Raw genomic sequence first — 20,065 nt, 5'->3', positions numbered from 1 at the left:
ACCGCCCCGTTTCCACCGTGCGTCTTGCGGGCCGCCCAACGCAACGCTCGGCGCTGCGCCGGGCCACGCAGATCGCTATGGCCCTGAGCGGGTTCCTGCTCTGGGTGGCCTGGCACCGGGGCCTGATGCGCTGCGATACCCACCGGGCGGCCGACCGCTTCGCCGAAGTGCTGCAGCGATTGGGCACGACCTTCGTGAAGCTGGGCCAGCATCTCAGCCTGCGGGCCGACATTCTGGCGCCCGATGCGCAAGAGGCTCTGGCCAGCCTGCAGGCCAATGTGGCGCCGTTTCCTCCCGAGCAGGCGGTCCAGGAGGTCGAGGCGGCGCTCGGCCGCCCATGGCAGCAGGTCTTCGCACGCTTCGACATGCACGCGCTCGCCGCGGCCTCGATCGCCCAGATTCATCGTGCAGCCCTGCCGGACGGAACGGAAGTGGTGGTGAAGATCCGCCGCCCTGGCGCGGCCGAGCAGGCCGAGATCGACATGCGCATCCTGCGCCGCATCGTCCTGGTCATGCAGGGGCTCGTGCCCTCGCTGCGTCGCTGGGGGCTGGCAGCCATCGTGGACGAGGTTGCGGCCAACTTCCGCTACGAGATGGATTTGTCGCGCGAGGCAGCTTCCGTGCGACGTTTCGCCGACGCCTGGCGCGGCTCTGCCGACATCGTGATCCCCGACGTGGTGGACGGCCTGTGCACGCCGACCGTCATGGTCCAGCAGTTCAGCCACGGAGCTCACCTGCACGGTCTGCCTTCGCCCACCGCGGTGGCGGCCGCGGGCAAACTCGTGGACAGCTACGTCGCCCAGATCTTCCGCGATGGCTTCTTCCACGGCGACCCCCATCCCGGCAACGTCTTCGTGATGGACGATGGCCGCATCTGCCTGCACGACTTCGGCATCGTGGGCCGGGTCGACGGCAACATGCGGCGGGCGCTGGTGGCGTTCGCCCTGGCCTTCGTCGAGCAGGATGCCGAATGGGTGGTCGACGCCTGGCTGGACCTGGGCCTGCTCGGCGACGGCACCGATCGGGCCGTGTTCGTGCCTGTCGTGCGTGCCCTGGTCGCAGACTGCGCACAGAGGCCGCTGAAGGACTGGTCGCTCTCAGGTGCTCTCGCGCAGCTCGTGGCGGCGGGCCGGACCCAGGAAGTCCGGCTGCCCAGGGACCTCCTCGTGCTCACGCGTACCCTGTTGTTGCTCGAAGGGACGGTGCGCCTGCTGGCACCCGAGTTTTCCATCATCGAAGCCATCTCTCGCCACACGACCACGGGCGTCTTCGACGAGCCCAAGTCTGCGGCATCGCAGCGTCTGCCCTATGAACTGGGGAACGCGGCCCACGCCCTGCCCACGCTGCTGGCGCGGCGCCTGCACAGCGTACTGCGGCAGCGTGAGTTGCTGCAACTGTCGATCAAGCCCGACGCCCGGATGCTGAGCGGTATCGACCGCCTCGGCCGCCGCATCGCCCTCGCGCTCGTGACGCTGGGCCTGTACATCGCGTCAAGCTTGCTGATGCAGCACGCCGTAGGCCCTCGCTGGGGCGACATGCCGGTGCTCGCGCTGCTGGGCTATGCGCTGGCGATCCGGTTCACGTTTTTCATTGCGCGCAGCCGTGGCTGACGCGTCTCATCAAGTCAGGAGCAAGGAATGAACAAGGTCAGAGTGGCGGTGAACGGGTACGGTGTGATCGGCAAGCGGGTGGCAGACGCGGTCGCGCTCCAGGAGGACATGGCACTTGCCGGCGTCGCAGACGTGGTGCACGACTATCGACTACAGGTCGCCGCGCAGCGCGGCTTCGCCATCCACGCGGCAACCTTTGAAGCTGAAGGAGCGATGCGCGCCGCAGGTCTTGCTTTGGCGGGCAATCTGGCAGAACTGCTCGCGAAGGCCGATGTCGTGGTCGACTGCACGCCCAAGAAAGTCGCTGCGGTCAACAAAGAGGTGTACGCCGCGGCCGGCGTGAAGTCGATCTTCCACGGTGGTGAGTCTCATGCGCTGACGGGGCACTCATTCGTCGCGCAAGCGAACTATGCGTCGGCCATCGGCCGCGAGTCCACTCGCGTGGTCTCCTGCAACACCACGTCCATCGTGCGAACGCTGGGGGCGCTGCGGACGGCCGGCCTGCTCAAGCGTGCACGCGGCACGCTCATCCGCCGCGCATCCGACCCCTGGGAAGCGCATGCTGAGGGCATCATTAACACGCTCGTGCCGGAGAAGACGATCCCCAGCCATCAGGGACCGGACGCGCGCACTGTGATCCCGGACCTGGACGTCGTCACGATCGCGGTCAAGGCGCCGCACAACAGCAGCCACCTGCACACCTGGTGGGTCGAACTGACGAGGCCGGCCACGCGCGACGAGGTGCTGGCGGCCTTCCGTGCGGCACCACGGATCGCGTTCGTGCGTTCCTCGGATGGCCTCGTGGCACTCAACAGTACGGTGGAGCTGATGTCCGATCTTGGCCGCCCGCGCGGCGACATGTGGGAGGTCGCCCTGTGGGAGGACGTCCTCGCGGTAGATGGCGACCAAGCGTACTACACCTACCAGGTCTTCAACCAGGCGATCGTGATTCCCGAAACCATCGATGCGATCCGCGCGCTGAGCGGCATCGAGTCCGATCCGTCAGCGTCAATCGCTCGGACGGATGCCGCACTCGGCTTGCGGCACGACTTCATCCACGACCGCGACTAGGCGTCGATTCACGCTTGGGCGGTACATTCTGCCGCTGGTGCCGATCGTGCCTCGACGACCGTGCATCACAGCAGGTGCGATATCTCGTTCAACGGCTTTAGGCCTGAGCCGAATCTGCCGATCGCATCGCGATGCGCGCCAAGCTCGCTGTAGGGGAGGTAGCGAATTCCCAGCTCCGCCACCCGCGTGAATGCCGGCCGACGCAACTGGCTGCGGACATCCTCGCGGCGAGCGTCCGGCGCCACCAGGAACATCGATACGCCCGCTCCCAGTTCCGTTCCCAAGGCCAGGTCGAGCATGCGCACGATGCCGGAATAGATCGAGGTCGAGTGCTCGACCTCGAAGGCAGCGGCGACCTTCGAGCCGTCGGCCTCCACCCAAATGACGTCGATCAGGCGAACAGAGTCCAGACCGGCCCGGGCCTGCGCGGGGAGCTGCGTCAGACAGCCGTCTCCAAGGCGACCTCCCTGATAACTGCGCCCCTGATCGTTGGACGCAATCCAGACACCGTAGCCGAGCGACTTGCCCAGGTCGCGCAGCCATCCCTGAATTTCGGTGTGGGTCGCGTCGCTCTCGCGCTCCGCGGCCCAGCGTTTGTGGGCCGCGGCCGATTCCTCGCGCACCTTTTCGAGATCGGCCTCCCAGCCCTGGAGGGCGGCCGCATCGTCATCGCGCGGTGGCGCCGCGTACCGGCCCGAGCCGATGTCGAACAGCAGCCCAGCCAGTGCCCCCATGTCGTTCGACAACGCGTTGCGGTGCTGGGCATTGAGGCGAAGGCCGCCTTCGCGCATCGAGAGGTAGTGCTCCCACTTGCCGAGCTTGACGCTGCTGCCCGTGACCGCGTTGTAGCCCTTCACGATCGCGGTGTTGAACGGCATCACGATCGTGGGGTGAACGAAGTACAGGAGATTCGCCACGGCGGGGCCCAGACCCTTGATCTGACGAGCGTCGATCCGCCGTATTGCTTCGATCACTTCCTCTGCGCTGTTGCAGCAGTCGCAGGTGTGCAACAACCGGGCAAAGGCCTGTTGGTTGGTCGCGTTCTCGTAGATGTCGGGAATGCGCAGCTTGGGCTTCCACAGGAATGCATGGTCTGCCCCCTTGAAGATCTGGCGCTGCTCTGCCACCGAGCCGACCACCGTTTCGAGCGAGGAACCGCGGAATGCGCTACCGAAGGTGCCCGCATCGATGTCCTTGACCACCTGCGCCAGGCCGCGGCGAATCGAGCGGAAGTTCTTCAGCCGTTCTTCCCAAAGGAACCAGGTGTTGTAGGTGCTCAGCGGATCGGCTTTCCAGTGACCGATGAGAGTTTCAAGCGCGTGGGACATGGTCTCGATAAATGGGCGGGCACAGGGTTCCAATTGGACCACGGCCTCGTACCGATCGGCGCCGGAAACGACGTTATTCTTGTCCCTATGGGGAGAACAGGGGAATCATGCCGAGACCATCACCGCCCGCGGGTCGCCGTGGCCTCCCACCGCGGCCAACTCCTCGGCGGTCAATATGCTCGCGGGATCGACGCCGAGCGCCTGCGCTGCCTCGGTCGCGACGTGCGCCCACGTGCAGCGGTTCGCGAACAGCATGCCGGCAACGTCGAGCGTCCCACCGCGCGCCTGGTAGCCCAGTGCACGGGTCTGCCGAGGCCCTGTATCGATGCGGCGCAACAGGCCCAGCGTCGGCTCCGGCCGCATGTGCGAGACGATGACGCGCACCGCAGCGGTGTCCGGGAACAGCGAGCGCAATGCCGCGTCGCCCGCCACGAAAGCCCGCTCGCGCTCGTCGCGTGGCAGCCGGAAGCGGCCCGGCTCGATGACGCAGGTGACTGCCGTCCGATGCCCGGCGTCGTCCAGCCGCCGCGCCGCGAGCAGCGCCTGCTGTAGCTGGTACGCACCGATGGCGACCAGCAAGACATCGGGTGCGTCGCAGGGCTTCACCACGCAGGCACCCTCATCGGCCAGACGCTGGGCCTGTTCGCCGCTCAGTTGGCTGGCCATGGCCCGCTTTGGAACGACCAGTGTCCAGAACTGGCCATGCGAGGTGTAGGCGGCTCGCAGCGCCGCGACGGCACTGTTGGCATCCACCGGGAACAACACACGTGCGGTGTCGGACATCTCGCCCAGCAGCGCTTCGGCCAGTGTCGGGTCCTGATGGGACTGCTCGTTTTTGCCGTTCTCCCAGGTGTGGGATGTCGCCACCGTCACTACCGACAGCCAGCCCGGAGGCATGCCGGCCTCCGCCTGGTGGCGCGCGAACAGGATTTCCTGCCGCAGTGCACCCAGCATCTTCACGGCAAAGGCCTCGTAAGAAACAACGAGGTTGATGCCGCCCTTGTTACCCAGCGCCGCACTGACCACAGCCTCTTCGTTGAGGGCCGTGATCACGGCACCATCCACGGCTTCAGCCAAGCCCGGTTCGGGCGTGAAGACGCGGTGTTTGAGCAGGTCCAAGGTCTGGCCCATGCGGTTGCTGCGCAGCTCGTCGGGATTGCCGACGCGCGGGCGCAGTTGAGTATTGGCCTTGATGATTGCGGCGAAGGCCCCGTCGAGCGCGCCCATCGGCGAGACATCGTTGTCGTGCCACTGCGGCTCCGGAAGCCTCGGCGCTGCGACCTGGCGATGCGCTAGGGCATGGTCCCGCTCAAGGGGACGGCGCTGCACCTCATGCCTGCAGAGCAGGGCCACCGCTTGGTCGATTTCACCCGGCGGTACAAACAACGCGCGCGCGCCCTCGTTGAACTGCTGCCGTGCTGACGGGTCGAGACGGGGATTGCCCGCCAGCGGCAGGTTGTGCGCGGCGTTGGTTCCGGCACCGGGAAAACCGAATCCTTTGGGCGCTTCGGCGATGGTGTAGTGAAGTGGCACCGGGTACTGAACGGTTCCACGCGAAACCCCCGTAGCGCAGGCCGCCAGCCGTTCCTCCATCGCGTGGATGGCCCAGGCGAATGCGGCGGGGTCGGTGCCGTCGATCTCCATAGGGTCGAAGCCGTTCAGGCGCAGATGCTGCTGGAACCATTCGAGGCCGCCCTGCTGCTGCATGGTGCTGCGCTGCTCAATGCGACGGCCGTTGAGGATCATGAACGGAGCCACGAATCCACTGTCCTCGGCGCGCCACCAGCGCGGCGCCCAGTCGCTGCCGCGCTGCTCCTCGAATGCACCGTCGCTGAGGAACACCACCAGCCGTTCGCCGGGCAGGGGCATGTGCACGTACTGCAGTTCGGCAAAGCCGAGATAGCCCCCCTCGGACAGGCCGCCTGCCGTGTTCGGGCCGACGTGGCTGCCCAGCGGCGAGGCCGGGCGCCCCTGCGCGTCGATCGCGTAGCTGTAGAAGTCCCGAGCGAAGCGCGTAAGGCCGTTCTCGCTTCGGTCGTACCGCTCGGCGTGGCGCGGCGTCATGTTGCCAACAAGCAGGTTGCAGGCGTCGATGCCCGCCACGCAATGGCCTTGACCCATCAGCCAGCCGCGTGTCAGGCCGCTGAGCGCGTTCGCGGCAAGGTAGCCGACATAGGCCGGCACGATGTTCAGTGATCCGCCGGTGTGGCCTTCAGGCGTCTCCTTGAAGTCCTCGGCCGCCATTTCCCGGCCGTCGGTATAGACCCGATCGGCATAGGTCATGTGAACCGTTAGCCACATCCCGGCCACGGCCAATCGGTCTGCGGCCCACAGCGTGCGGTAGATCGCGGATGTGTCGCTCGCCTTGCCTTCGGCGACCAGCACCTGTGCGAGGTCGTGGATTCGCAGCTGCGTGAGGTCGTTGTGGGCGATGGGGCCATGCCCGCGCGCCCAGCGCGCGAACTCGGGATCGAATTCGCGGAACAGTCGCACCCGCTCGGCGACCCAGGGGAGGTTGTGATTCATTTTGAAGGTCCTTGGAACCGACCCGCAATGACGAGCGTCGGTGGGGTTGGGAACGCCGGCGTCTCGGATCGCCGGCGCAGAAACGAATGGCATGGCGCTGGGCACGTCAGACCTGCCTCGCATATAGCACCGCGGCCACGGCCCACAGCAAGGCAGGCAGCAATAGCACCCAGCGGAAGTCCGAGTGGAGGACGAAGTCCATCGCACTCATCAGCCCGACCGTCACAAGCCCGGAGAACGCGACGGCCCCGCCGGTACCGCCTTGCCGCTCGCGCATGGCCATGCGCGCCAGGTGGACGATCAGTACGCACGCGCCCGTCATGAAGCCGCCCATCACCGTGAACACGATTCGCCGCCATGCCTCCAGACCGGGTGCCAATCCACGAAGCCGATCCAGCGGCACGCTGATGAAGCGCGGATCCTCGGGCAGCAGCGCCGGCCGCAGGAACACGAAGTAGGCGCCCAGCCTGACGAGCCAGACGCCGCAGGCCATGAACAGCGACATGGAGGTGCGCGGCGCCTGCGTGCGCAGAGGTGCCACCGCGCTGTGTCGGCGGGCGTCTCGGCGTGCTTGTCGGCGGCTCACGGCGTACCATCGCTGCGGCGACCGCGTCACTGCGACCACGCGAAGCCGAACTGCGGATAGGGCGAACGCGGGTCTGCTGACCGTCCACCTCCACGCCCTCACATTGACCTGCATCGGACAGAAGAATACAACTCGCGCAACCCGGTCAGCGGGCCTGCTCATTTTTCGCGCACCGTCATTGGCTTTGATGGGGTAGTACCCGAGTAAAGATCGCGGCGCGTCAAAGGAACGGGCCATCTTCCGTCGTCTCGTTTGGACGCTACGATCTGGTAGATCCCTGTGCCGCCCGCCTCGAATTCCAGCGCGCATGCCGCCATGTACAGGCGCCAGACGCGGAAGGTCACCTCATCGACTTCCTGCAGGGCCTCCTCTCGGCGCGCTTCGAGTCGCTGAACCCAATGACGCAACGTCAGCGCGTAGTGTGATCGAAGACCTTCGACATCATGGATTTCGAAGCCGGACCGCTCCATCCCGAGCTGGATGTTGCTGACGCAGTCCAATTCGCCGTCAGGGAAGACATAGCGGTTGATGAAATCGGTCGCGACAGTTCGGTTCCAGCCCTCTTCGTCATGGGTGATTCCATGGTTGAGGAAGAGCCCGCCCGGCCGCAAAACACGCTGCACCACGGCGTAGTAGGCCGGCAGATGAGCGAGGCCCACATGCTCGAACATGCCGATGCTGGACACCTTGTCGAATACGGCAGTGTCATCGAGGTCGCGGTAGTCGCGCAGCTCAACCGTGACGAGGTCCTGCAAGCCTTCTGATCGGATGCGCTCGCGCGCGTATTCGAGCTGCTGCTGGCTGAGAGTGATGCCGTGCGCGCGGACGCCATGTTCTCGTGCCGCCCAGCACACGAGCGCGCCCCAGCCGCAGCCGATGTCGAGCAGACGTTCGCCGGGCTGCAGCCGCAGCTTGCGGCAGATGTGCTCCAGCTTGTTGCACTGCGCCTGGTCCAGCGTGTCGTCCGGCGTCTCGAAGTAGGCGCAGGAATAGACTCTCTCGGCATCGAGCCAGAGACCATAGAACACGTTTGAAACGTCGTAGTGGAACGAAATTGCTGCTCGGTCGGTTTGGCGCGAATGTCGATGGGAGAAGCGGCGCGCAACGCGCGAGGCCAGACTACGCGATGGTTTCAAACCATCCTGGTCAGACACGCGCAGTATCAGAGCGTCGCGCAACAGGGCCAGCTTGTCGCGCCAGGAGAGCGAGAACTTCTCGAAGTGCGCCTTGAGCCCAAGCGCGGTGTACAGGTCCCCTTCGATGTCGATGGTGCCGCGGAAGTAGGCCTCCGCCAGCAGCAGAGGATCCGGCCGCAGGACAAGGCGTCGAAGCAGTCCCGGGTCGCGGATGATCAGGGTGTACTCTGGATGCGCCTCGAACTCGTGCAGGAGCACATCGCCCAGACGCAACGCCGGCTGGCGCTCGATGCCGGCCAGCAACCGGCGCAGGATGCGCAGCGCGGCGGCATTCATGTCTGGTGACGGGGATTGCGCAAGTGTCTTGGAATGGTTCATCTGGGGCACCTCAGTTGCTCGCGTGCAGCGCAAGCTGCGATGTAGCAGACGACTCTTTTTCGCGCCGGCACGATCGACATGACCAACGCCACTTTTTTGCATGTCCGTAGAGCCTCATGATGTCTGGGACTATCAAAATCGATCAAAGTCGGTCATGCGCGTACACGACTAGACTTCGCTCGCACAGATTTGCGCTGAACGTCCGCTGCCGCTCCTTCGATCAGACTGCAGACGGAATGGCCATCCGGTACTCCGTCAGGGAGTCGCGTCCAGTCGCGGTCTGCCTGCTGCATGCGCAGATGCAGCTCCGTCGCTTCCTTCAGTCGTCGAGCCTGTTCGTCAAGCCGCTCGCTCAGCAGCGCCCGAGCGCGCGGACAAGGAGATGTTCCGCGTTGACTCATCTCAACGAACTCCGCGGCGTCCTTGAGCGTGAAGCCGAGCGCCAATGCGTTGCGGATGAACCGCACCCGCGCCACGCTGCGCTCGGAGAACGCGCGATAGCCGTTCGCGCCGCGACCATCCGGCACCAGGAGGCCAACCCGCAGGTAATGGCGCAGCGTGTCTGGGGTCACACCTGCCTCCCGGGCGCATTCAATGAGTTGCATCACCGTTCTCCAGCGGGGTAGTCTCGCGTCGAAACGCATGGCAGGAGTTTGAACCCAGGTGCCGCACATAGGTCAAGAGCGTGGGTGTTTGATCGGCTGTGATCCCATTGTCCGTGCGCTTTCGGAAGTACAACCGGCAGAACACGGTGACAGGGGTGGACCGGCTTGTGGGCGACGCCGAAAGCGGGGCTGTTGCTGACCACGGTGCTCTCCCTATTCATCGATTTCGTGTTCGGCACTTACCGAACCATTCAACAACCTGGCAGTCTCGTGCGCGATCACCCACTGTTCGCGCGCACGCACGGCCAGCACCGCGACCGAGGACCTTGACGCCTGAAGCTGGGCGACTTCGGATGCCGGACTGAAGGCGAGATTGCGCTCCTCGTCCAGATGCAGGCCAAGGAATTCCAAGCCGTCCAGAATGCGGCAACGCAGCGTCGGGGAGTTTTCCCCTGCTCCGCCAGTGAAAGCCACCGCATCGCAGCCGCCCATCGCCGCGGCGTAGGCACCGATGTACTTGCGCACGCGGTAGGCATGGACCTGCAACGCCATTTGGGCAGCAGCATGACCATCCCGCGCGCGACTCTCGATCTCGCGCAGGTCCGAGCCCACACCCGACAACGCCTTCAGTCCACTGTCGCTGTAAAGCGCCGCTTCGATTTGCACCAGTGACAAGCCCAGGGTACGCGCGACATAGCCTGGCACGCCGGGGTCGAGGTCCCCGCTGCGTGTGCCCATCACCAGACCTTCCAGGGCCGTCATCCCCATCGAGGTGTCGACAGAGCGGCCACGGTCGATCGCGCAGACACTTGCCCCATTGCCGATGTGGCAGCTCACGATGCGCAGTTCGGATGGAGGCCGCATCAACGCGGAACTGACAGCCGCCAGTACGCTCTGGTGCGACAGGCCATGAAACCCGAATCGCCGCACCCCAACTGCGCGCCATGACTGCGGAACGGCATAGCATGAGGCGTGTTCTGGCATGCCGGCATGAAAAGCGGTGTCGAAGACCGCCACGTGGCGCACGCCTGGCCAACGCTCGCGCGCGATGCGGATGCCGGCCAGTGCAACGGGGTTGTGCTGCGGCGCCAGCGCAGCAGCCTGGTCGATCTCGTGCTCGACTTTCGCGTCCACGAAAGCCGCCTCGCGCAAGAAGGGGCCAGCGTGTGCGACACGGTGGCCGATGGCATCGAGCGACGTCACGCCGGAACTTCGTACTTGCCGCTCGATCTCGTCAAACGCCGCGACATCAACTGCGGGATGGTCGATCGTCGATTCGATCACGGGCATGGCCGATGCCGGGTCGAAAACCCCGAACTTGAGGGTCGCACTGCCGGCGTTGATGGCTAGGATGTGCATGTCTTGGTCGCCGTCAGTGCAGATCGACGTCGCGACTGCCGGCCTCGGCAGTATGAGCCAGCCAGTACAACAGGACAACACACAGTGCGAGCAGCGCATGGAGCCACCAGCCCAGTTCATGGGCTCGGTGCTCCAACACCCCGGTACTAAAACGGCTCTTCAGGCGATCAGCAGTCAAAGCTGGAGGGGCCTTTGTCAAAAAGGCTCCAACTCCAGCTTGTTCGCCACGTGAGCCGGCGATTTCAGCAACGAGTGCGCTCATTACCTGCATTTGTACTGCTTCGCCTTCCGAGCATCAGACCTGCATGTTCATTACATCGGTGTAAGCCTGAACAATTCGGTTTCGGCTCTGCAGCGTGGCCTGAAATGCAATGTTCGACTTGACTCCTGCAAGCATCGTTTCTTCAAGACTGACAGTGGGGTTGTCTAAGGTGACCTCGCGGCTCAGGCGCCCAGATTCACTTTGCAATTGGCTCGTGGTCGCTAACGCTTGCTTCATCGCGTCCAAAAATCCACCGTCTTGAACTGTGGATGCTTTGGACACCAACTTGCCCACCGGATTGAATGGCAGTAGTGCGTCAAGCGAGTTTGTGGTGACGTTCATGGTGTGTCCATTGTCGAACTGACGGAGGTTATGAGGGGCCTTTTTTGCTGGAGATCGAGACCAGCGATCGATACGAAATAGTAAGTGTCGCCAGCCGATCAAGAAGCCCTGCAACTGGTGCGTCAGTCGTTCAATTGCACAGCTATGGATAACAGAAACGTCATCTTGCCGACATCGCCGTGAGTTGCCGGTACGCGTAGTGGTGCGCACCGCAAAGCATGAAGGTTGGCAGGTGCCACGCAAAGGGAGCGTGGTCTACGGCCGTTGCGCAATCTCCAGCAACGGTTTGATGCTGGAGCCAAAGCGGCTCCTGGACGCGTGGTTCTGCTCCAGTTGGCTGTCGGGCAGATAACGGATCTTCAGCTCCGACACCCGGGAGCGCAGTGGAAGCGGCCACTGACGCGAGAAGCGCAGATGCGACGCTACGGGCTTGATGCCCTGCGCGCACGGCGCTCCAGCGTCAACTGGCGCGGCCCCTGGTGGAACCCCGGGCCAGGCACATGGTCGCCGCACTGCCGCCCAAATACTTCACAGGCGTGGGGCTTGTATCGGTAGTTGACCATCCACCAACACCTCCAGCGTTTCACTTGAACCGCCGTAGGCGGAACCGCACGTACGGTGGTGTAAGAGGGGTGAGGGGTTACCCCTCACCCCTCTCGATCATGACAAAGATGTAATGAAGCCGTTATGCTTTTGACAGCTAGTCGTTTGCACAATGACAAAAGTCAAAAATGCATCACAAATCCATGAACAATCTCTGGCTTTCACGACCTACCTCAAGCCTCTGGCTGGGCGCCGCACTAATGGTGCCGTCCCTGGCATTTGCACAGATGCCAGAGGGCGAAACCGCGAAGGTGGGCTACCTGCTCTCGTACCGATCAGCCCTCTCGGGTTACGAGGCCTACAAGGAGCAGTCCGTCCAGCCCTGGAAGGCGGCGAACGACAAGGTGGGTGAAATCGGCGGCTGGCGCGCCTATGCGAAGGAAATCAAGTCGGGCCAGCCCGGGTCCGCCAAGGACGCTGCTCCCGTCACCGACCCGCATTCTGGCCATCACGGGGGAGAAAAACCATGATGCGTTTGCGTGCCACTCACGCCAAACTCGCTCTATCTGCACTCGGACTGGCGGTGCTGACCGGCTGTGCCAGCGTCAGCCTGGATCAGAACATCAATCGTGTCAACGTCGAAGCGGGCAGCTTTACCGAAGGCAAACTCGCCTTGGCTCGTACCCAGGAGGAAAGCGACCAGCGGGCGCAGGCCGCTCAAGCCTTGCTTGCGCAGCCTCTGGGTCAGAAAGAAACCGTTCAGTTGGCTTTGGTTAACAGCCCGTCTTTGCAGGCCCTGCTGGCGCAAGGCTGGGCGGAGTCTGCCGATGCCGCGCAGGTGGGGCGGATTGCCAACCCCATCTTCAGTTTTGAGCGCATGACGGCCGGCACTGAGCTGGACTTGGGGCGTGCGCTGTCCTTTGGCCTGTTGGATCTGCTGACCCTGCCGACCCGGTACGGTGTCGCCACCCGGCGTATCGAGCAATCTCAATTGCGCCTGACCGGCAGCGTGGTGGACCAGGTCACCGGGGTGCGCCAGGCTTGGGTACGGGCCGTGGCCGCGCAGCAGGCGCTCCAGTATGCCAAGCAGGTCTATGACAGCGCCGAAGCGGGCGCCGAATTGGCCCGGCGCATGCAGGGCGTGGGCAACTTCAACCGCATTACCCGCGCACGCGAGCAGGCTTTTTATGCCGATGCCGCCACCCGACTGAGCACGGCCCAGCACCAGGTCACGGCCAGCCGGGAAGAACTGGTACGTTTGCTGGGGCTCGATGAAAGCCAAGCGCAAGCGCTGAAGCTTCCCGAACGTCTACCCGATCTCCCCAAGCAAGCACTGGATCCGCAGGCGGTTGGCTCGCTGGCGACCAAGGCGCGGCTGGACATCCGTCTGGCGCAGGCTGCGCTGGATGGCGCTGCCAAGGCCCAGGGCTTGAACATGGTGACCAGCTTCACCGATATCGAACTCACTGGGCGCCGCAATACCACCTTCGACAATGCCGAGGGCACCCGCTCTACCGCGCGCGGCTGGGAAGTCGCGGTACGCCTGCCCATCTTTGACTGGGGCGGAATGCAACGCGATGCGATGAACGCTCGAACGCTGGCGGCCGCCAACCAGCTTGAAGGCACGGTGCGTTCCGCGGGCTCCAGCCTGCGCGAAAGCTATTCGGCCTATCGAACGGCCTACGACGTGGCGCGGCACTACCGCGACGAAGTGGTTCCGGTGCGTAAGGTGATCGCGGAGGAGAACCAGCTTCGCTACAACGGCATGCTGATCAGCGCGTTCGAACTGCTGGCCGATGCGCGCGACCAGGTCGGTGCCGTCACGGCGGCCCTGGACTCCCAGCAGCAATTCTGGCTGGCCGATGCCGCATTGCAGGCATCCGTAATCGGGCGCCCCACCAACACCACCTTGTCGGTCACCACCAGCGCCCCCAGCGACGCGGGTGCCGGTCACTGATGCAGAGACGATTGCCATGACATCCAGAAGAGATTTTTTCAAGTTCGCCGGTATTGCTGGCGGCGCGGTGGCGGCTGGCGCGGTCAGCCGTGTCGCCATGGCGGCCTTGCCTGAGCCCGTCATTCAGACCAGCCCGAACACCATGGCCCCGCTGATGCCCAATTCGGGACGGCCGTACAACCCAGTGGTGACGCTCAACGGCTGGACGCTGCCGTGGCGCATGAACCAGGGCATCAAGGAGTTCCACCTGGTCGCCGAACCGGTGGTTCGCGAAGTGGCACCAGGGATGAAGGCCCACCTGTGGGGCTACAACGGACAGAGCCCCGGCCCTACCATCGAGGTCGTCGAGGGCGACCGTGTGCGCATCTTCGTGACCAATAGGCTGCCCGAGCACACCAGTGTTCACTGGCACGGCCAGCGCCTGCCCAACGGCATGGATGGAGTGACCGGTCTGACGCAGCCGGCGATTCCGTCTGGCAAAACCTTTGTCTACGAGTTCGTGGCGCGCCGCCCGGGCACCTTCATGTACCACCCGCATGGCGACGAGATGGTGCAAATGGCCATGGGCATGATGGGCTTCTGGGTCACGCACCCGAAAGCTAGGCACCCGCTGATCGACGAGGTGCAACGGGACTTTTGCTTCCTGCTCAGTGCCTATGACATTGAGCCCGGCGCGGCTACACCCAAGGTCGCGGAGATGACGAACTTCAACCTGTGGACCTGGAACAGCCGTGTCTTTCCTGGCATCGACTCTCTGAATGTGCGTCTCAACGACAAGGTGCGCATCCGCATGGGTAACCTCACCATGACCAATCACCCGATGCACGTGCATGGCCACGAATTCGTGGTCACGGGCACCGATGGCGGCCCCACGCCCAAAAGCACGCGCTGGCATGAAGTAACCACCGACGTGGCCGTGGGGCAGATGCGCCAGATCGAATTCGTCGCCGACGAGGAGGGCGACTGGGCCTTCCACTGCCACAAGAGCCACCACACCATGAACGCCATGGGGCACGACATTCCCACCATGATTGGCGTGGATCACAGCGGCCTTGCCAAGAAAGTCAACAAGCTCATCCCGGACTACATGGTTATGGGCGAGCGCGGCATGGCCGACATGACGGAGATGGAAATGCCGATTCCCGACAACACCATCCCGATGATGACCGGCCAGGGGCCGTTCGGCTCGGTGGAGATGGGCGGAATGTTCAGCGTGCTCAAGGTACGCCGCGACCAGAAGCCGGGTGACTACAAGGATCCGGGCTGGTTCAAGCATCCCGCAGGCACGGTGGCGCATGAGTACACCGGCCCCATGGCCGAGCCCGCACGCTTCAGCGCCGAGGGCGGCCAGTCCATGCCGCGCGCTCGCAAGCCAGCAACGCCGACCGAAGTCAAGGTGCGCAAGCCCACTTCGCATGGCGAGCATTGAGTTTTCCCTGCAATCTTCAATATTCAACTGGAAACTACCCATGAAATTCACGCGATCCACTGTTTCTCAACTCTTCGCCATGATCGCGTTGGCCGCATCGGGGGCAGCCTTCGCCAGCGGCAACCATGCGGGCGGCCACGGCCATGATGAGGGTGGCGAGACGGCCGTTGGCAAGCCCGGCGTCGCCGCCAAAGCCAGTCGCACCATCACCATCGAAATGAGCGACAACATGCGGTACACGCCGTCGAACATTCAGGTCAAACAAGGCGAGACCGTGCGCTTCATCGTCAAGAACACAGGACAGGTCAAGCACGAACTCAGCCTGGGCACCGAGAAGGAATTGCTGGAGCACCTGGAGCAGATGAAGAAATTCCCCGACATGGAGCACGACGAGCCCAGCAAGATCACCTTGGGGCCGGGCAAGCAAGGCGACATCGTCTGGCAGTTCACCAAGGCGGGAGCCGTGAACTTCGCCTGCCTGATGCCTGGCCACTATGAGGCCGGCATGAAGGGCGCCATCAAGGTGGGCCGCAAATGATGGCCTGAAACGCACACCACAGCTGGCCCGGCCATGGCCGGGCCAGCCCATAGATCCATCCATTTACCCAGAGGTCACCATGAACACCATCCAACGTCTGCTCACCATTTCCGCCCTGGCCATGGGCGTTGCCCTGCCGATGGCGGGCCATGCCCAGGTCAGTCCCAATTCAGGCCAGACTGCGGCGCCCGCACCCGCATCCATGACCGACGGCGAGGTCAAGAAGGTCGATCCGGACAACGGCAAGATCACCCTCAAGCATGGGGACATCAAGAACCTGGACATGCCCGGAATGACCATGGTCTTCACCGTCCGCGACAAGGGGCAGCTCACCAACCTCAAGCCCGGCGACAAGGTGCAATTCATGGTCGTCCAGGAAGGCGGGAAGATGATCGTCACCGATATCCAGTCCGTGCGCTGAGCAAATTCACAACCGCGCCATCTCGTGGGGCGCGGCAGACCTAGTCAGCCCCTCCACCACAAGGAGGAGGCATCATGGTTCACATTCGCCATACCCTGATCGGCCTCTGTGTCGCCGCCGCCTCCATGGGCGTGCTGGCGCACGGCTCCGACGAGCACAAGGACCAACCTTGGCGACGTGCGGTTTGAGCGCTGTCACGATCGAGGTGGTGTTTCCTGCGGCTTCGAGCACTACTTCGTCGTAGGCTTGCAAGCCTTGAGCAGACTTTTGCAGCGCGTCGTGCTGAAGCATGACTCGGCCGCCGGCTCGCAAGTGGTCGTCCTTCAGATAGGCAATCTCGCCAAAGGTTCGCGAGACATTCAGTCCGATCACTCTCATTGTCAAAGCTCCTTTCTGTGGGTTGAACACGTCACCGTGGGAGCTTGTGGGCAACACGACAACTACGGAATCGCGCGCGCAGCGAAACCCGGCGGCCCGCAGGGGCGGCCAGCTACTATTGATCCGGCCCTTTTGTGTATGAACGCTCACACTGAGCTTGTCGAGGGCGCAGCCTTATTGCTTCGGCCCCATGAAGTCTCAACCTGCGGCATATTTGACCCTGGGGTCCTGAAAGTAGCTCATCACCCGCTCGGGTGACTTCTCCAACATCGCCATATGCTCGTTGGCTGCATCGCGCAACTTGGCCTTGGTTCTGACGGGCACCCGCTTGCCTATGGCCTGCTTGAGGTCGGCGTTGAGCCGTTCTTCCGGGTTGAGCTCGGGGCTGTAGCTGGGCAGGTAGAACACTTCGATTTGTTGGGTTCTCTGTGCCAACCAGGCCTTCACTGGTTTACTGTGGTGGACGCGCAGGTTGTCCATAATCAGAAACACCTTCTTGCCCGCGTCCTTGATCAGCGCTTGCAGGAACTCGATCAGCCGCTCGCTGTTGAAGGCCTCGTCAATGATCATCCAGCGCGCCTTGCCCCGGTTGGTCACGGTGGCGATCATGGACAACTTCTGACGTGTGCTGCCCACGGTGTAAGCCACGGGTTTTTCACCCGCTGGTGCATAGCTCCAGCCGCGCACATCGGTGTTGACCAGTGCGGTTTCATCGCCCCAGTGAATTTCGCCACCCTCTGCGCTGGCCTTTGCCTCGATGGCCGGGTAGTGCTCATCCAGCCAGGCCTTGACCGCCTCGGGTCGCTGCTCGTATGCCTTCTTGATGGGCTTTTGTGGGGTAAAGCCCCAGCGCGCCAGGTATTTTCCCACAGTGCGCACGCCCAGCTTCAAGCCGCATTCCTGCTCGATGAGTTGCATGACAGCAGCGCGACTCCACAGGAAGAAATCTATCTTCAACTGCTCGGGACGCTTGTCAGAGATGGTCTTTTGAATGTGGGCTTCCTGCTGCGGTGTGAGCAATCGGGCATCCCCTTTGGCTCGCCCACGGCCTGCGGGTTTGATGCCAGCCCAGCCGCCTTGCTCAAACAGGTCCAGCACCCGGCGCACTGCCGGGTAGCTCAAGCCCGTCATCTGCACCAACTGCATGACTTTGATGCCTCGTTTGTGCAGCCGCACGACTTGCTTTCGCCGCTCGTGCAACTGCTCCAGTGTCTGGTAACGCGCGTCTTCTTTGTCCATGGAGGTTGGAGAAAACAAACACCCAGAAATTCAATCTTTATGAGGCCGGATCAATAGCACTGGCGAAAGTGCAAACATCATGAGGCCGGAGCAATAACTCGAGCTATCGGCTCATTGAATAAATCGACCTGCCCACGCTACGTGCTGCCAGGTGCTCCCGTCCCGGATGGGCTCATCCATACGCGGAGGTCGGCCGGGACTGTGGGGCTCCGCCCAGTTCGCGCCGCTCCCTGATAAAAATGTCATCGGGCTGTCTAGATTCTGTTGGGGTGCGCTCTCTACGATCAACACATCTCCTCAACGCCCAAGCAAGGCATGAGAGATGCAAGTTTTATTCACCATCGCTAGGAGCTTCAACCATGATCCAACAACGCCTCTCCCTTTCTTCCATGATTGCCGCCGCGGCCGCAGTGGTTACCTTGGGCCTTCCAGGGATTGCTTCGGCAGCGTACGAGCATCCCGCCAACAACGAAAAGGGCTTCATCGTTCACCCGGAACATTTCAAGAGCGAGAAGACGCGAGAGCAAGTCATCGCAGAAACCAAGGCAGCTATGCAGCAAGGACGCCTTTCTTACGGCCAAAGCAACTTCCCGCTTCGCACACCTGATGCGGCAGGTCCAGGCAAGACGCGTGAGCAAGTAATCAACGAATTGCGGAGCGAGTCCCCTGAAGAGCGCGACGCGCGTCTGCGTCTCTACTCCCCGGGTTGATTGCCCACGTTTGGGATGCGGAAAATTGCTTGGAATACATTCTGTGGGATTGTTGGCGTCGGGCTGACTGATAGAAATCTAGTCTAAACAGTTCATTCCAAAATGATCGCAGGCCAATGCTCCTCGGCTTTCGGTAAAATTGTCGGCGCCGCGCGTGTCTATCTGGTCGGTTAGATTGCCTCGATTGTCCTGGCAAGACGTTAGCGATCCAACCGGCCGCGCATCCGGACTCCGAGCCGAAGAAACGTGATTTTTAGTACGTTGATTTTTAAAGATATTTTTTAAGTTTCTTAACAGGCTGCTGAAATACTCCCCTGCGGTCGAACCTGCTCATCGGCTGCAGCCACATTTTTCGCAGAAGCTTTCCGTATGCTGGAAGTCAGCCCGCAAACACGCGTGTTTTCAGCCGCAAAGCACGGTTTTCTGATCCTTTTCCCTTCACATCTGCCCCTGCAGACGGATTTGCCCCAAGCTGCGCAGTCGCGTGAGGTTGTAGCCAGCCATCGTCAGCACAAACATCTGGTCAACTTTCTTGATCCCGCGCACCAGCACTTGGCGCATATGCCCCACCGTCTTGGCCCAGCCAAAGCCCTGTTCGATCAGCTTTCTCTTTTGCTGCGAGATGGCATAGCCTTCGCTGCCTGCGATCCTGTCAGATACCGCAGATTGGCGCCCCGTTTTGTTCTGCGCTACGTGGGGCAGTACGTTCATCTCTTGCAGGGCTTCAATGAATTCCTTGGCGTCGTAGCCCTTGTCCGCGCCCAGCGTGATCGTGATGGACTCATCGCCCGGTAGTGCTTGGCGCGCATCGTTGATCATGACCTTGGCCGCTTCGCGCTCTGCATAGCCATCGGCCTGGGTGACCACAGCACTGACCACCAGCCCGTGGCGGTTGTCGGTGAGCGTGTGGCCCATGAAGCGCAGTTCGCTGGCGGTCTTGCCCTTGCGGTACGGCCGCGCATCCCCATCCGTAGTGGATTCATGGGTGTCATTGCTGCGCTTTTGGTCTTTGAAGTTGCCCGCGTCGGTGCCGTCATCGTCCTTGCGGTCTTTGCGCACAAAGCTCTTGTGGCCCGCCCAGGCCTGGATCAGGGTGCCGTCCACGCTGAAGTGCTCGCCCGAGAGCAGTTCCTGCTCCTGGGCTTGTTGCACGATCTGATTGAAGAACTCGATGACCGCATCGTGCTCGATCAGGCGTTCGCGGTTCTTGCTGAAGACGGTGGGCACCCAAACGGCATCGTCCATGGCCAGGCCAATGAACCAGCGAAACAGAAGGTTTTATTGGGTCTGCTCCATGAGCTGGCGCTCCGAGCGCACGCTGTAGAGCACCTGAATGAGCATGGCGCGCAGCAGCTTCTCGGGGGCAATGCTGGGGCGCCCGCCTTTGATGTCGGCCGCATACATCTGAGCAAACAGCTCGTCCATGTTCGCCAGGGCCTTGTTGACCATGATGCGGATCACCCGCAGGGGGTGATCAGAGGGCACGAAGTCATCGAGGTGGCGCATCGTGAACAGGCTCTCGGTGAAGGTGTCGGCTCCGCGCATGTCTGGCTTGTCTGTATGGTCGGTTGGTTTGCCTCGATTGTCCTGGCAAGGCGTCAACCGGGAGGTGACGGCGGGGAGTATTTCAGCAGCCTGTTAAGAGCT

General features: G+C 62.8%; 17 protein-coding genes and 1 pseudogene. 8 read left to right on the top strand and 10 right to left on the bottom strand.

Annotated features, from left to right (window positions below; all coding sequences use genetic code 11):
- The first annotated feature begins 77 nt into the window (after positions 1-77).
- Both K225_RS0107110 and K225_RS0107105 read left to right on the top strand, forming a co-directional pair.
- A complete protein-coding gene (locus K225_RS0107110; protein ID WP_026435766.1) occupies positions 78-1,610 on the top strand; it encodes an AarF/ABC1/UbiB kinase family protein in 1,533 nt (510 codons plus the stop codon).
- Between the two features lie 27 nt (positions 1,611-1,637).
- Positions 1,638-2,681 carry a type II glyceraldehyde-3-phosphate dehydrogenase gene (locus K225_RS0107105; protein ID WP_026435765.1) on the top strand — a complete coding sequence of 348 codons (1,044 nt, stop codon included), beginning with the start codon at positions 1,638-1,640 and terminating at the stop codon, positions 2,679-2,681.
- Between the two features lie 65 nt (positions 2,682-2,746).
- On the opposite strand, the gene K225_RS0107100 is transcribed toward K225_RS0107105, so the two are convergent.
- From K225_RS0107100 to fliE, 8 genes are all read right to left on the bottom strand, one after another.
- A complete protein-coding gene (locus K225_RS0107100) occupies positions 2,747-4,009 on the bottom strand; it encodes a hypothetical protein (RefSeq protein ID WP_005794599.1) in 1,263 nt (420 codons plus the stop codon).
- Positions 4,010-4,114: 105 nt separating this feature from the next.
- Positions 4,115-6,535, bottom strand: a complete 2,421-nt coding sequence (locus K225_RS0107095; RefSeq protein ID WP_011805852.1) for a D-xylulose 5-phosphate/D-fructose 6-phosphate phosphoketolase — start codon at positions 6,533-6,535, stop codon at positions 4,115-4,117.
- Between the two features lie 106 nt (positions 6,536-6,641).
- Positions 6,642-7,040, bottom strand: coding sequence for a hypothetical protein (locus K225_RS0107090; RefSeq protein ID WP_026435764.1), 399 nt, complete (start codon positions 7,038-7,040; stop codon positions 6,642-6,644).
- Between the two features lie 239 nt (positions 7,041-7,279).
- Entirely contained in the window at positions 7,280-8,635 is a 1,356-nt protein-coding gene (locus tag K225_RS0107085) for a cyclopropane-fatty-acyl-phospholipid synthase family protein (protein ID WP_026435763.1), read from the bottom strand.
- 152 nt (positions 8,636-8,787) lie between these two features.
- Entirely contained in the window at positions 8,788-9,240 is a 453-nt protein-coding gene (locus K225_RS0107080; protein WP_005794607.1) for a MerR family transcriptional regulator, read from the bottom strand.
- Between the two features lie 213 nt (positions 9,241-9,453).
- Complete coding sequence (locus K225_RS20505; RefSeq protein ID WP_202900028.1) at positions 9,454-10,599, bottom strand: acetate/propionate family kinase; 1,146 nt, start codon at positions 10,597-10,599, stop codon at positions 9,454-9,456.
- Between the two features lie 13 nt (positions 10,600-10,612).
- Complete coding sequence (locus K225_RS22370) at positions 10,613-10,861, bottom strand: hypothetical protein (protein ID WP_162143883.1); 249 nt, start codon at positions 10,859-10,861, stop codon at positions 10,613-10,615.
- Between the two features lie 33 nt (positions 10,862-10,894).
- Entirely contained in the window at positions 10,895-11,203 is a 309-nt protein-coding gene (gene fliE / locus K225_RS0107065) for a flagellar hook-basal body complex protein FliE (protein ID WP_026435761.1), read from the bottom strand.
- 746 nt (positions 11,204-11,949) lie between these two features.
- Here fliE and K225_RS0107055 point away from each other — a divergent pair.
- The 5 genes from K225_RS0107055 (at position 11,950) to K225_RS0107035 (ending at position 16,091) form a co-directional block, all read left to right on the top strand.
- The gene (locus K225_RS0107055; RefSeq protein ID WP_026435760.1) at positions 11,950-12,276 is read left to right on the top strand and encodes a hypothetical protein; all 327 of its coding nucleotides are present in this window, start codon (positions 11,950-11,952) and stop codon (positions 12,274-12,276) included.
- A complete protein-coding gene (locus K225_RS0107050) occupies positions 12,273-13,703 on the top strand; it encodes a TolC family protein (protein ID WP_026435759.1) in 1,431 nt (476 codons plus the stop codon). Before K225_RS0107055 ends, K225_RS0107050 begins: the two co-directional genes overlap by 4 nt.
- Positions 13,704-13,719: 16 nt before the next feature.
- Positions 13,720-15,132, top strand: coding sequence for a multicopper oxidase family protein (locus tag K225_RS0107045; protein WP_026435758.1), 1,413 nt, complete (start codon positions 13,720-13,722; stop codon positions 15,130-15,132).
- A 40-nt stretch (positions 15,133-15,172) separates the two neighbouring features.
- Complete coding sequence (locus K225_RS0107040) at positions 15,173-15,670, top strand: plastocyanin/azurin family copper-binding protein (protein ID WP_026435757.1); 498 nt, start codon at positions 15,173-15,175, stop codon at positions 15,668-15,670.
- A 79-nt stretch (positions 15,671-15,749) separates the two neighbouring features.
- Complete coding sequence (locus K225_RS0107035) at positions 15,750-16,091, top strand: copper-binding protein (protein ID WP_026435756.1); 342 nt, start codon at positions 15,750-15,752, stop codon at positions 16,089-16,091.
- Between the two features lie 576 nt (positions 16,092-16,667).
- Here the strand turns inward: K225_RS0107035 and K225_RS0107030 are convergent.
- Positions 16,668-17,708 carry an IS630 family transposase gene (locus K225_RS0107030; protein WP_026435755.1) on the bottom strand — a complete coding sequence of 347 codons (1,041 nt, stop codon included), beginning with the start codon at positions 17,706-17,708 and terminating at the stop codon, positions 16,668-16,670.
- Between the two features lie 359 nt (positions 17,709-18,067).
- Here K225_RS0107030 and K225_RS0107025 point away from each other — a divergent pair, with 359 nt between their 5' ends.
- On the top strand, positions 18,068-18,418 hold the full coding sequence (locus tag K225_RS0107025; protein WP_026435754.1) for a DUF4148 domain-containing protein: 351 nt from the start codon (positions 18,068-18,070) through the stop codon (positions 18,416-18,418).
- A 438-nt stretch (positions 18,419-18,856) separates the two neighbouring features.
- Here the strand turns inward: K225_RS0107025 and K225_RS20495 are convergent.
- A pseudogene (locus K225_RS20495) lies at positions 18,857-19,963 on the bottom strand (IS5 family transposase).
- Positions 19,964-20,065: the final 102 nt, after the last annotated feature.

This window comes from Acidovorax sp. JHL-9 (assembly GCF_000426205.1).
GTDB lineage: Bacteria > Pseudomonadota > Gammaproteobacteria > Burkholderiales > Burkholderiaceae_C > Acidovorax > Acidovorax soli.
Note: the sequence above shows the minus strand (reverse complement) of the source record. Positions and strands in the feature narration are given on the sequence as shown.

Excerpts from the sequence above, each read along its gene's own strand:
- K225_RS0107050 (WP_026435759.1), top strand. The coding sequence starts at position 12,273 with ATGATGCGTTTGCGTGCCACTCACGCCAAACTCGCTCTATCTGCACTC.
- K225_RS0107040 (WP_026435757.1), top strand. The coding sequence starts at position 15,173 with ATGAAATTCACGCGATCCACTGTTTCTCAACTCTTCGCCATGATCGCG.
- K225_RS20505 (WP_202900028.1), bottom strand. The coding sequence starts at position 10,599 with ATGCACATCCTAGCCATCAACGCCGGCAGTGCGACCCTCAAGTTCGGG.
- K225_RS0107085 (WP_026435763.1), bottom strand. The coding sequence starts at position 8,635 with ATGAACCATTCCAAGACACTTGCGCAATCCCCGTCACCAGACATGAAT.
- K225_RS0107045 (WP_026435758.1), top strand. The coding sequence starts at position 13,720 with ATGACATCCAGAAGAGATTTTTTCAAGTTCGCCGGTATTGCTGGCGGC.
- fliE (WP_026435761.1), bottom strand. The coding sequence starts at position 11,203 with ATGAACGTCACCACAAACTCGCTTGACGCACTACTGCCATTCAATCCG.
- K225_RS0107035 (WP_026435756.1), top strand. The coding sequence starts at position 15,750 with ATGAACACCATCCAACGTCTGCTCACCATTTCCGCCCTGGCCATGGGC.
- K225_RS0107030 (WP_026435755.1), bottom strand. The coding sequence starts at position 17,708 with ATGGACAAAGAAGACGCGCGTTACCAGACACTGGAGCAGTTGCACGAG.
- K225_RS22370 (WP_162143883.1), bottom strand. The coding sequence starts at position 10,861 with ATGAGCGCACTCGTTGCTGAAATCGCCGGCTCACGTGGCGAACAAGCT.
- K225_RS0107025 (WP_026435754.1), top strand. The coding sequence starts at position 18,068 with ATGATCCAACAACGCCTCTCCCTTTCTTCCATGATTGCCGCCGCGGCC.
- K225_RS0107110 (WP_026435766.1), top strand. The coding sequence starts at position 78 with ATGGCCCTGAGCGGGTTCCTGCTCTGGGTGGCCTGGCACCGGGGCCTG.
- K225_RS0107080 (WP_005794607.1), bottom strand. The coding sequence starts at position 9,240 with ATGCAACTCATTGAATGCGCCCGGGAGGCAGGTGTGACCCCAGACACG.
- K225_RS0107095 (WP_011805852.1), bottom strand. The coding sequence starts at position 6,535 with ATGAATCACAACCTCCCCTGGGTCGCCGAGCGGGTGCGACTGTTCCGC.
- K225_RS0107055 (WP_026435760.1), top strand. The coding sequence starts at position 11,950 with ATGAACAATCTCTGGCTTTCACGACCTACCTCAAGCCTCTGGCTGGGC.
- K225_RS0107090 (WP_026435764.1), bottom strand. The coding sequence starts at position 7,040 with ATGTCGCTGTTCATGGCCTGCGGCGTCTGGCTCGTCAGGCTGGGCGCC.
- K225_RS0107100 (WP_005794599.1), bottom strand. The coding sequence starts at position 4,009 with ATGTCCCACGCGCTTGAAACTCTCATCGGTCACTGGAAAGCCGATCCG.
- K225_RS0107105 (WP_026435765.1), top strand. The coding sequence starts at position 1,638 with ATGAACAAGGTCAGAGTGGCGGTGAACGGGTACGGTGTGATCGGCAAG.